Consider the following 11,027-nt stretch of genomic DNA (forward strand, 5'->3'; position numbering starts at 1 on the left):
TTTGCAGCGAACTGCACAGCCGGTCCAACAAGAGTGGTGGCTTATGCCTACCGATTCTGATTTCGTCAAGCGCGCAAACCCGTGCTGACACAGGATTTCGTCAGGCGATCTCAAGCGCCGACGCCGGCCTTTAAATCGGCCTGGGCCGTCCGGCTTCGTCCACCGCCACCATGATGAACTCTGCCGCTGCAGACCGTCGGCGTTCACCGGTCAGCAGCCCTTCGGCCCAGAGTTCGACCTCTATGGTCACCGACGTCCGACCAACTTTCGCCGCGCGCGACGCCAGCTCGATCATGTCGCCTTCTCTTATGGGAGACGAGAAATCGATGCGGTTCGACGCCGCCATGACCATGACGGCCCTGGCCTTTCGCGTGGCGCAGATGAAGGCCGCCTTGCCCATCAGCTTCAGCGCGTCACCGCCGTAAAGCGTGCCGTAGTGATTGGTCCAGGTCGGGAAGACCATCTCCACGGCCCTCAGCCAGCCGTCGTCCTCGGGCATATCTTCCTGTAGAGGCGCCAGGTCGCCCTGCCCTTCCTCTCGCGGCGCGACCATGTTGAAGACGCCCCGCGTGCACAGCCGCCGCTCGCCGCTGACCGGCGCCTCGGCCCAGAGTTCGACCTCGACGCCCATCGACGTGCGCCCGACGCGCACGACCCTGCCCGTCGCCTCCACCATCTCCCCGATCCGGGCCGGTGCGGCGAAGTCGATCCGCTCGCACCCCGCCGTCACGGTCGGCCGCCGCGCATGACGCGCGGCGGCCAGAAAGGCGACCTTGTCCAGGTGCGCCAGACCGACGCCCCCGAACAATGTCCCGTGGTGATTGGCGTCCCCAGGGAACACCATGTCGATAAGCGTGACGCTCACGCCCGCGCCGTCTCTTCCCGCGCGGCTTTCGCGGCCGAGACCATGTTCGTCAGCGCCGCCTCGGTCTCGGGCCAACCTCGCGTCTTCAGCCCGCAGTCCGGGTTCACCCAAAGCCGATCCGCCGGCAGCTTGCCCGCTGCCGCCGTCAGCAGGGCCGCCATCTCCTCCACCAACGGCACGCGCGGCGAGTGGATGTCATAGACGCCCGGCCCGATCTCGGCCGGATAGCGATAGTCGGAGAAGGCGTCGAGCAGCTCCATCCTGGACCGCGAGGTCTCGATGGAGATGACGTCCGCATCCATGGCCCCGATGGACTGGATGATGTCGTTGAATTCGGAATAGCACATGTGGGTGTGGATCTGGGTCTCGTCCCGAACGCCCGACGCCGTGATGCGGAAGCTCTCGACCGCCCATTCCAGATACCCGGCCCAGTCCGCGCGACGCAGGGGCAGGCCTTCGCGCAGCGCCGCCTCGTCGATCTGGATAACCGCCGCGCCGGCCGTCTCCAGGTCCGTCACCTCGTCGCGGATGGCGAAGGCGATCTGGCGGCATGTGGTGCTGCGCGGCTGGTCGTCACGCACGAAGGACCAGTTCAGGATCGTCACCGGCCCCGTCAGCATCCCCTTCATCGGCCGGTCGGTCAGGGATTGGGCGTAACGCCACCACTCCACCGTCATCGGCCGGGGCCGCGACACGTCGCCATAGATGATTGGCGGCCGCACGCAGCGCGAGCCATAGGACTGCACCCAGGCGGCCTTGGTGAAGACGAAGCCCGACAGCTGCTCTCCAAAATACTGGACCATGTCGTTGCGTTCGAACTCGCCGTGGACCAGCACATCCAGCCCCAGGTCCTCCTGCCATTTCACCGTCCGCGCGGTCTCTTCACGCAGGAACCGGGCATAGGCCGCATCGTCGATGACGCCCTTGCCGTGGTCCGCCCGCGCCTTGCGAACCTGGGCCGTCTGCGGGAACGAGCCGATGGTCGTGGTGGGATAGGCGGGCAGGTTCAGCCGCCGCTGCTGCATCTCGCGGCGGATCTCGAAGCTGGAGCTTCGGTTCGCCAGCGCCGGATCGGTATCGGCCGCCCGCGCCTGCACCCTGGGATCATTGATGCGCGGCGAGGTGCGGCGCGACGCCACCGAGGCCGTCGAGGCGTCCAGTTCGGTCTTCACCGCCGCCGGACCTTCGTTCAGCGCCCGCGCCAGGATCGCCAGTTCGGCGACCTTCTGCACCGCGAAGGCCAGCCAGTCCTTGATCTCCGCATCCAGCGCCGTCTCCCGCTCCAGATCGATCGGCGTGTGCAGCAGCGAGCAGGACGGCGCGATCACCACCTGACGCCCCGCCGCCACCAGGGGCTCGACCCGGTCCAACACGGCGTTCAGATCGGCCTTCCACACATTGCGCCCATCGATGAGGCCCAGCGACAGCACCTGATCGGCCCGCGCCGCCGACGCGACCTGGGCCAGCTGTTCCGGCGCGCGGACCAGATCGATGTGCAGCCCCTGCACAGGCAGCTTTAGCACCGTCTCCAGATTGTCGCCCAGCGCCCCGAAATAGGTTGTCAGCATCACCTTGATCGGCGGCGTCACGTCCGTCAGCACGCGATAGGTCTGGTCATAGGCCGCCCTGGCCTCGTCGCTCAGGTCCGTGACCAGGCAGGGCTCGTCCAACTGCACCCAGGTCGCCCCGGCGTGGGCCAGCGAGCGCAGCACCTCGGCATAGACCGGCAACAGGCGCGGCAGCAGGCTCAGCACGTCGAAGGCCTCGCCGCGCGTCTTGCCCAGCAACAGATAGGACACCGGCCCCAGCAGCACCGGCCGGGTCTCTATCCCTTGCGCCTTGGCCTCCAGATATTCGTCCAGCGCCTTGGTCGAACCCAGGCGGAACACCTGGTCGGCCGTGAACTCAGGCGCGAAATAGTGGTAGTTGGTGTCGAACCACTTGGTCATCTCCATGGCCGGCACGCCTTCGCCAGACGCATGGACATGGCCATGCTCGCAGACCTGGTCATCGCCCCGCGACCCACGGGCCATGGCGAAATAGGTCGCCAGATCGACGCTCTCGCCGCTCCAGCCATAGGCGGCGGGCACAGCCCCGACCATGGCGGTCAGGTCCAGCACCTGATCATAAAGAGAGAAGTCGTTGGACGGCACGATGTCGGCGCCCAGATCGCGTTGCCGCGCCCAGGTCAGGCCGCGCAGCTCGGCGGCGGTGGAGAGCAGCGTCTCCGCATCGATCTTGCCGGCCCAATGCGCTTCGAGCGCGGTCTTCAGCTCCTTCTTGGGGCCGATGCGGGGAAAGCCGAGGGTGGCGACCTGGACGGTGTAGCCGGTCATGACATTCGAAACCTGTGTTGTGGCCAGGTTTCGGACAGGGTCGCGCGGACGCCGACGCGGACGTGCAAGGTCCGGCGGCGCGCATGCGGCCTGACCGGGCACCCCGCCGGAGGACGTTATCTGTCGGGGCAGGTCTCCTGGCTCACGGGTCGACGCCTCGGGCCCGGCCTTCCCGGCGCGAACGCCAGTGACACGAGATGGACCCTCGACTCGCCGCTTACAGTTGCGGGGGCAGCGCCGGTTTCACACCGGCTTCCCTCTTAGCTCCACGCGCTCCGAAGACCGCGTGCAGACCACGACCCCGTCACATGGCATCAACCAAGCGCCACCGTCAATACACATAAGGATATGCTTATATGTTTATGCGATTGTCGCTGTTAACCGCTTGCCCCATGAAGCGCGCCGAACTGACACATTCTAACCACAAGGCGTGACTGATCCGCCACACGACAGTTTCAAGACATTTGTGTAACGGCGGTTTATTGCTCAGCTTCGACACATCCTGATAGCAGCCGCCCTCCCTGGACCCCCATCCGGGCACAGACTGCTAAGGACAAAAGAAAATGAAGACGATCCTCCTCGCCTCGGCCGCCGCCGCTACCCTGTTCGCCGCTCCGGCCTTCGCGCAAGACGCCGTCGGCTCGGTCGGCGTCGCCTACAACCATTCCGAGGCCGAAGCCTTCGGCGCTGAAGCCGACCTGGACGGCGCCACCGTCGCCGGCGTCGTCGCCACCCCCGCCTTCGGCGACTGGACCGCGACCTTCAACGCCGCCGGCACCTATTCGGACTACGACTTCGGCGACGAGACCACCCTGTCGGGCGCCGTCCACCTGACCAAGGCCATCGAAGACATGCGTTTCGGCGGCTTCGTCGGCGCTGAAGAAATCGCCGGCGGCAATACGCTGATGACGTTCGGCGCTGAAGGTCAGAAGTACTTCCAGCAAGCCACGCTGACTGGCGTCGTGTCCTACGGCACCGTCGATGACGCGGACCTGTGGACCGTTGGTGGTGAAGCCGCCTTCTACGCCACGCCCGCCCTGCGTCTGGCCGCTCGCGCCTCCTATTCGGACGTGGACTTCGCTGGCGTCAGCACCGACGGCTGGTCGGCCGGCGTCGGCGCCGAATACGCCTTCGCTGCGACGCCTTACAGCGTCTTCGCCGGCTACGACCGCGCCGAGCTGGAAGATGCCGATCTGACGATCGACTCCTTCGAAGTCGGCGTTCGCTACAACTTCGGCGGCGATCTGCAATCGCGCGACCGCGCCGGCGGCACCCTGGGCCGCAACCTGGGCAGCGTCACCAAGCTGTTCGGCCTGCGTTGATTCTCGACGCCTGATCTAAAACGAAGAGCCCCGGCGGAGCGATCCGCCGGGGCTTTTTCTTGGCTGAAGCCGCGCACGAAAAAGACCCCCGGGGTTCCACGACCGGGGGCCTTTCCTCTCGCGGCGGAGAAACGGGTCTTAACGCCCGATGTGCAGGGTTCCCGATCCGACGACAGAGCGAGACACCGATCCTGTGGCCGAGGCGACGCGGACGCTGCCCGACCCGGCGATGGCGACATCCAGATCACGCGTCGCGCCGCCGTAGCGGACATCGCCCGAGCCGCCGATGGCGACCGACAGCTTGTCCATCCGGCCCTGGCGCACGTTCACCCCGCCAGAGCCGCCGATCGACAGCTCGCCCCGGCCGTTGACGCTGGCCACGTCGACATTGCCCGAACCGCCGACGGCCGCCTTCAGGCTGCCGGTCGGTCCGGCGGCGATGGAGCCGGAACCGCCGACGCTAGCATCCAGCGAACGCGACGTGCCCGCGCGGATCGCACCCGACCCGCCAAGGCCCAGTTCCAGGTCGCCGTCCACATTGGCGACGTTCCAATTGCCGCATCCGCCGTTGTCCAGTTCGACCGACCGCGCGCCACGCCCGACCGAGCCGAACACGGCGCCGCTGGCGCTGACATCAACGGTACGAGGGGTGCGCACCACGATAAGCGGCGCGTCTTCCAGACGGATCCGCCCCAGGTCGCGCACCTCGACCGTCGCGCCCTGCCCCGGCTGGGCGGCGTCCGACCGTCCCGAGTTGCAGCTGCGGATGCCGTCGTTACCGCCCCACATGCCGTTGCGACGAAGGCCGCCGTCGATCTTCACGTCGCCGCCTTCGCGACGGACCTGTATGGCCGGCAGGCGCGTCTGGCCCTGCGTGACCTCGACGCCGATGTCGTTGCGGTCCTCGACGATGACGACGACGCGCGCCACGGCGTTGCGGATTTCGACTTCGGCGGCCGAGGCAGGCGCGGCGGCCAGTCCCGTCAGTGTGGCGGCGGCTGCGGCGGCGGCGATCAGTGCGGTCTTCATGTGCGGCTTCCCTTCCCGAATGTAAGGAGAAGGTGCGCGCCGCCCGCGCCGAAGTCATTTTAACTCGAGGTCATGAACTCGAATTAACGCCCCGAGTTCAGGATGGGCGGCCAATGACGCCCGCCCCGTCCGCCGCCCCAACCTCGGGTTCGAAATCGCGTTCGAAGTTCGCGATCTTGCTCTTCATCGCCCCCGCCTTCTTCAGCGCCAGCGACGCGGCCCAGCGTGCCGCCAGCTCCGGCGTCGTCATGCCGTCGGTGAAGCGCGGCCGGCCGCCCCGGCTACGGATCACCGCATTGGTGAACAGCGCCCCATTCCTGAACCGCGACGGCCAGGTCTGGAAATCCATCGACAGACTGACGCAGAACCGATCAAGATTCTCCACCCGGTGCGGCGCATACAACGGCCAGGTCAGCGCCCGCCCCGGCTCCAGATCCATAACCTGGGCGTCGGCCTCGAACGCCATCGTATAGGGCAGTTCCTCGGTCGTCTGGCGCGCCACCACCTGTTCCATATTGCGCTCGGGCAGATGCCCTTCGTCGCCCGGATAGACGAACAGCCGCTTTCGCCCGCGCAGGTGGAACAGCACCACCCCCGCCGCGTCGAAATGATAGGGCACCCGCGCCTTGGGCGACGACAGGATCAACTGCCCCGCATTCCGCACCGCCCGCATCCCCGGATAGGTCGCCTGGATCGCGGCGAAGTCCTTCATGGCCGCCGCCCACAGCTCGGGCCAGCCCGTCTCGACCCCGCGCAGATTGACCCAAAGCCGTCCCTGTTTGATCGCCTCCAGCAGTTCCTCGCCCGACAGACGCCCGCGCGCGCCGGTGCGCAAGCTGACCTGCCCCTCGTCGTCGTAGTCATACAGGTTGATGTCGAACAGCTCGGCCGGATAGCGATCCAGCACGGCCGCCAGCGCCGCGTCCTCGGCGAACCCCTGATCGATCAACGTATGGGCATGCGTCTTCGCCTCGATGATCGGCCCAGGATAGCGGGTGCGGCGTTCGGTCATGACGGCCTCTCCTTCAGACGTGGGCGACGCGCGCCGGCGTCTTCTTCTTGGCGGCGGCTTTCTGAACGGCGGATCGCGCCGCGACCGCTGCGCCTCTCAACCGCCCGACCGGTGTCGCCTCGCAGGCTTCGATGGTGGCCCAGCGTCGGCGCAGCGAGGCCCTGACCGCCTCGCCCCGTCCGCCCGCGCGGTTCAGCGCCGCCACCGTCACGTCGCCCAGCACCTGGGTCACGCCGGGCCGCATCACCACGGCCTCGCGCACCGTCTGGCGGGCGTTGACGAAATACTTCTTGTAGGTCTCGCCCTCGAACCCGAAGTCGAACACCCGGAACCCCTCGGCCGCCGCCAGCCGCATCGTGTCCATGCTCAGCAGGATGCCCGGCGAACAACGCGCCAGCGAAGGTTCATAAACCGGGAACCAGAAATGATAGTGCCGCCCGGCGTGCAGCGAGAACTCCACCGCCACCAACTTGTCTCCAGCATGCATCGCCGCCATCGAGGCGCCGAAGTCCGCGCGTGGCTCGCTCATCAGCGCGTGCAGCAGATCCCGCGTCCAGCCGCAGGCGAAAATGTCGTGCAGGCCCGACCGCCGATACTGCGCCGCCTTCAGCGCGATCAGGTGATCCAGCAGCACCGGATCGCGCAGCCCGCGCTCAACCCGGATCGGCCCCAGTTCAGCCTCCAGGCTGCGGCGCGCCCGCTCCTTGTCCTTGAAATATTTGCCGAAGGTCGAGCGCCGCTCGGCGTACCAGGCGTCGTATCCCGTCTCGGGCATGACGACCTGCACCGTCTCGCGCGCCTGCCCCGTCTCGCCGGCGCCGATCCAGCCGGGCACGTTCAGCCGCTTGGCCTTCAGCAGCCGCGCCACCTCTTCCAGCGTGATCGTCTCGCCTGCGGGCGCGATGACGCCGTGATAGTCATTCATCGGCGCGCCCAGCGGCTGCACCGCCCCGCCCCGCCACTGATGCGGGAAGAAGCCGACGATCTCGCCGTCGCGCCGGAAGACCGCGATCGCCGCGCCCGGACAAACGCGCGAGGCGATCTCGGCATATTCCCAGCGGAAATAGGGGCTGGCCAGCTCCGGATTGCCGTCCGTCCACTCACGCCACAGGGCGACGGCGGCGGCGTCCAGCGCCCCCGCGTCCATGATCTCGACCTGCAGCATTCCGGCCATACGCATCCTCATTGAACCCCGTGCAGCAAGGTCCATTCCAGACCGCACCCTGCACCACGCGCGTTTCATCAGGGTTCACCGGCATGGTGAACGCGCATTGACGGAGCCGCCCCGCTCTCTGCGCGTTGCCTTGATCCAAAGGGAGACGACCATGACCGACCAACGCCCCGACAGCAAAAGCGTCGAAAACGAAAACCTGCGTCCGGACGCAGACGGCGAGCCGCCGCGCCCCGCCACCGAACCCAAGGGCTCGGAAGGCTCCTCCAACTCCGGCGAGACCGAAACCGATCCCGCCACGGGCGAACAGAACTAATCTCGCCCACACATTCTGCCAGCCTGTCCCGCCTGCCTCGAAAGTCCGCAATGAACCGATCCGCCTGCATCGCAGCCCTCGCCGTCCTGTCTCTGTCCGCATGTTCGCCCAGGGAGGAGCAGGCGCCGGCCTCGGCCCCGGCGGTGCAGGTGGGCGCGACCGGCCCCCTCTCGCGCGACGCTATCGAGAACACCGCCTATACGCCGCCCGTCCAGTCGACGTCCCAGCAGGCCGGTCAGTCGCCTCAGCCCGGCGTCGCTCAGGCTCAGGCCCAGGCTCAACCTGCCTTGGTCCGCGCCCAGGTTCTGCTCGAACGCGCCCGTTTCTCGCCCGGCGCCATCGACGGTCTGGCGGGGTCGAACATGCGTCAGGCCATTTCCGCCTTCCAAGAGGCGAACGCCATGACCGTGACCGGCGAACTCGACGCCGACGTGATGGGCCGGCTGCGCGCCGCCGCCGGTCCGGGCGCGATCACCACCACCTACGCCATCACCCAGCAGGACATCGCCGGTCCCTATCTGGGCGTCGTTCCCACGGAGCTGCAGGCCCAGGGCCAGGCCGCGCACATGGGCTACGCCAATATCGTCGAGGCTCTGGCCGAACGCTTCCACGTCACCGAGGCGCTGCTGCGCGCCATGAACCCCGGCGCCGACTTCAACCGTGCCGGTCAGGCGCTGCTGGTGCCCGCCGTCAACACCACGCCCCTGCCCGCCGACGTGGATCACATCGACATCGACAAGAGCGAAGGCTCGGTGAAGGCCTTCGACGCCGATGGCAAGCTGATCGCCTATTTCCCCGCCACCATCGGCAGCGGCGACAACCCGACCCCGACCGGCACGGTCAAGGTCAACGGCGTCGCCCGAAACCCCGACTACACCTATGACCCGTCAAAGCTCAGCTATGGCGACAGCAAGGAAAAGGTCATCGTCAAACCCGGACCGAACAATCCGGTCGGCGTGGTCTGGATCGATCTGAACAAGCCCAGCTACGGCATCCACGGCACGCCCGACCCGCACCTGGTGGGCAAGACCGCTTCGCACGGCTGCGTCCGCCTGACCAACTGGGACGCCTGGATGCTGGCCGACAAGGTCAAGCCCGGCGTCACGGTCCGCTTCATCTGAGGATCAGTGGACGGCGCCGAACGGCGTCCCGTCCCAGAAGTCGCAGTGGTGGCGCGCGAAGAAGTCGTCGTCCATCGCATCGCCCTCTGGCTTGAACACCCGAACCGGCCCCGCACTCTCGATGCGGGGCCATTCTACGGCGAAGTCCGTCGTTCCGAACGTCGCCCACAGCCGTTGCATTCGCTCCGACAGCGCCTTCTGCTTCGGCGTGAATTTCTTCACGTCCGCAAACACCCAACTGGTCCCGAACACATAGGCCAGTTCGCTGGCGTGATAGGCCCCCAGGTCCAGACCGACGATCCAGTCCGGCAGCACGAACGGCGCTCCGCGATCCGCGAACTCATATCCCCACACCGGCACATGCTGCGCCAACAGTCGCCTCAGCGCCTGTGATGGACAGGCGAACCTCTGATCCGTGAAGTTGGTGGCGATGGCGTAGGCCGGTCCGTCCTCGCCGACCGGGTACCGCGCCAGCACCCGCTCGCCTTGGTCCCCATACATCCAGATCGTCTCCTTCTGATAGCGATCCATGTCCTGCACCTCATTGGCGAACAGCCGCCCCTCGTCCAGGTTCGTGCCCACGATCACCGGCACGCGCGTGAACCGCCCTTCGCGGATCGCTGTCGCCGGGCTTTCCGGCACGGTCGCATCCGTATGCACCGGCCCCCACGACCCTGGCCCATTGATGCCCGCCCTCAGCGAGGCCGCACGCGACAGCCGCCACGCCGGCAAGGCCTTCAGACAAGCGATCTGATCCTCGCCCGTGCAGCCCAGCCGCTCGGCGAACATCGGCCCGGACTGGGCCGCATCCTGCGCACTGACCAGCGACGACGGCTCCAGACACCCGCCGCTCTGCATGATGACCCGCTGATACAGCCCCTCGGACTGCGGCGACGCCATCAGATAACAGGCCGTCCACGCCCCCGCGCTCTCGGCGAATAGGGTGACATTGGACGGATCGCCGCCGAAGGCCGCGATATTGCGATGGACCCACTGCAGCGCCGCCTGCTGGTCCATCAGGCCGAAGTTGCCGCCGAACCCCTCACCCGTCGCCTGAAACTGCGGATGGGCCAGCCAGCCCAGCGCGCCCAGCCGATAGTTCATCGTCACGACCACCCGCCCCTGGTCGCGCGCCAGTTTCGACGGATCGTAGTTGGCCCCCGACCCCACGGTGAAGGCGCCGCCAGGGATATAGACCATCACCGGCCGAGGCTCGGCCGCCTGCCCGCCCGGCGCATAGATGTTCAGGTAGAGACAGTCTTCGGACCCCACCACGATCCCCCCGCCACCGCCCAGGATCGAGCGCCGCCCGATGGCCTGGGTGCAGTCCTTGGCGATCCGCGTCGCATCCCGAACCCCGCTCCACGCCTCCACCGGCTGCGGTGCGCGCCAGCGCAAATCACCGACCGGAGGCGCCGCAAACGGTACGCCCAGGAACGCCCGCGTCCTCGCCCCGTCCACGCCGCGCAACACGCCATCCTCGGTCGTCGCCAACACCGTCTTCGCATCGCCGGCGAACCGGACATGATCGACCTTGCCGGGATGGGTCGCGCAGGCCGACAGGGCCACAAGGCAGGCAAGCAACGAGATCAGACGCATCGGGAACCTTGGCTTTTCGGCAGACGATCCTAACGCCTGAAGGAAGGCCGCGTTGCCGACATCCGGTGCGCCTGAAAGCAAAACGGCCCCCGGATTTCTCCGGGGGCCGCTCTGTTACGCTTACTGTGTCTCTCGGCCTCAAGCAGCGCGTGAGCGCGTTAGACCAAAAGGATTCGTCGACTACTCGACGATCTTGGCGACGACGCCGGCGCCGACGGTGCGGCCGCCTTCACGGATGGCGAAGCGCAGGCCTTGG

The 11,027-nt window shown here is 67.2% G+C and carries 10 protein-coding genes and 1 riboswitch; of the genes, 3 read left to right on the forward strand and 7 right to left on the reverse strand.

Going from position 1 to position 11,027, the window contains the following annotated elements; all coding sequences use genetic code 11:
- Nucleotides 1–130: 130 nt before the first annotated feature.
- Together ACP693_RS17270 and metE are read right to left on the reverse strand one after the other, a co-directional pair.
- Nucleotides 131–865: an acyl-CoA thioesterase gene (locus tag ACP693_RS17270; protein WP_426016412.1), complete on the reverse strand. Its 735-nt coding sequence runs from the start codon at nucleotides 863–865 to the stop codon at nucleotides 131–133.
- Nucleotides 862–3,201: a 5-methyltetrahydropteroyltriglutamate--homocysteine S-methyltransferase gene (gene metE, locus ACP693_RS17275; RefSeq protein ID WP_426016411.1), complete on the reverse strand. Its 2,340-nt coding sequence runs from the start codon at nucleotides 3,199–3,201 to the stop codon at nucleotides 862–864. The genes ACP693_RS17270 and metE overlap by 4 nt, the downstream gene beginning before the upstream one ends.
- Nucleotides 3,202–3,311: 110 nt before the next feature.
- A riboswitch (cobalamin riboswitch) is annotated at nucleotides 3,312–3,514 on the reverse strand.
- A 250-nt stretch (nucleotides 3,515–3,764) separates the two neighbouring features.
- Here metE and ACP693_RS17280 point away from each other — a divergent pair.
- On the forward strand, nucleotides 3,765–4,523 hold the full coding sequence (locus ACP693_RS17280; RefSeq protein WP_426016410.1) for a hypothetical protein: 759 nt from the start codon (nucleotides 3,765–3,767) through the stop codon (nucleotides 4,521–4,523).
- Nucleotides 4,524–4,661: 138 nt separating this feature from the next.
- On the opposite strand, the gene ACP693_RS17285 is transcribed toward ACP693_RS17280, so the two are convergent.
- The 3 genes from ACP693_RS17285 to ACP693_RS17295 all read right to left on the reverse strand — a co-directional run bounded on the left by ACP693_RS17285 (nucleotide 4,662) and on the right by ACP693_RS17295 (nucleotide 7,738).
- A complete protein-coding gene (locus ACP693_RS17285) occupies nucleotides 4,662–5,552 on the reverse strand; it encodes a GIN domain-containing protein (protein WP_426016408.1) in 891 nt (296 codons plus the stop codon).
- Nucleotides 5,553–5,649: 97 nt separating this feature from the next.
- The gene (locus ACP693_RS17290; RefSeq protein WP_426016407.1) at nucleotides 5,650–6,564 is read right to left on the reverse strand and encodes a transcriptional regulator; all 915 of its coding nucleotides are present in this window, start codon (nucleotides 6,562–6,564) and stop codon (nucleotides 5,650–5,652) included.
- 13 nt (nucleotides 6,565–6,577) lie between these two features.
- Nucleotides 6,578–7,738 (reverse strand): GNAT family N-acetyltransferase, encoded by a 1,161-nt coding sequence (locus tag ACP693_RS17295; RefSeq protein WP_426016405.1) that lies wholly within the window; start codon nucleotides 7,736–7,738, stop codon nucleotides 6,578–6,580.
- 151 nt (nucleotides 7,739–7,889) lie between these two features.
- Here ACP693_RS17295 and ACP693_RS17300 point away from each other — a divergent pair, with 151 nt between their 5' ends.
- On the forward strand, nucleotides 7,890–8,051 hold the full coding sequence (locus ACP693_RS17300; RefSeq protein ID WP_167762547.1) for a hypothetical protein: 162 nt from the start codon (nucleotides 7,890–7,892) through the stop codon (nucleotides 8,049–8,051).
- A gap of 50 nt (nucleotides 8,052–8,101) precedes the next feature.
- Entirely contained in the window at nucleotides 8,102–9,172 is a 1,071-nt protein-coding gene (locus ACP693_RS17305) for a L,D-transpeptidase family protein (protein WP_426016404.1), read from the forward strand.
- Nucleotides 9,173–9,175: 3 nt separating this feature from the next.
- Here ACP693_RS17305 and ACP693_RS17310 read toward each other — a convergent pair whose 3' ends face one another.
- Together ACP693_RS17310 and ACP693_RS17315 are read right to left on the reverse strand one after the other, a co-directional pair.
- Complete coding sequence (locus ACP693_RS17310) at nucleotides 9,176–10,771, reverse strand: carboxylesterase/lipase family protein (protein WP_426016402.1); 1,596 nt, start codon at nucleotides 10,769–10,771, stop codon at nucleotides 9,176–9,178.
- 180 nt (nucleotides 10,772–10,951) lie between these two features.
- Nucleotides 10,952–11,027: hypothetical protein (locus ACP693_RS17315; protein ID WP_425991018.1), on the reverse strand; the 76-nt coding region annotated here is incomplete at its 5' end.

Source organism: Brevundimonas sp. TWP1-3 (assembly GCF_049896085.1).
Lineage (GTDB): Bacteria > Pseudomonadota > Alphaproteobacteria > Caulobacterales > Caulobacteraceae > Brevundimonas.

Excerpts from the sequence above, each read along its gene's own strand:
- metE (WP_426016411.1), bottom strand. The coding sequence starts at position 3,201 with ATGACCGGCTACACCGTCCAGGTCGCCACCCTCGGCTTTCCCCGCATC.
- ACP693_RS17280 (WP_426016410.1), top strand. The coding sequence starts at position 3,765 with ATGAAGACGATCCTCCTCGCCTCGGCCGCCGCCGCTACCCTGTTCGCC.
- ACP693_RS17285 (WP_426016408.1), bottom strand. The coding sequence starts at position 5,552 with ATGAAGACCGCACTGATCGCCGCCGCCGCAGCCGCCGCCACACTGACG.
- ACP693_RS17290 (WP_426016407.1), bottom strand. The coding sequence starts at position 6,564 with ATGACCGAACGCCGCACCCGCTATCCTGGGCCGATCATCGAGGCGAAG.
- ACP693_RS17295 (WP_426016405.1), bottom strand. The coding sequence starts at position 7,738 with ATGGCCGGAATGCTGCAGGTCGAGATCATGGACGCGGGGGCGCTGGAC.
- ACP693_RS17300 (WP_167762547.1), top strand. The coding sequence starts at position 7,890 with ATGACCGACCAACGCCCCGACAGCAAAAGCGTCGAAAACGAAAACCTG.
- ACP693_RS17305 (WP_426016404.1), top strand. The coding sequence starts at position 8,102 with ATGAACCGATCCGCCTGCATCGCAGCCCTCGCCGTCCTGTCTCTGTCC.
- ACP693_RS17310 (WP_426016402.1), bottom strand. The coding sequence starts at position 10,771 with ATGCGTCTGATCTCGTTGCTTGCCTGCCTTGTGGCCCTGTCGGCCTGC.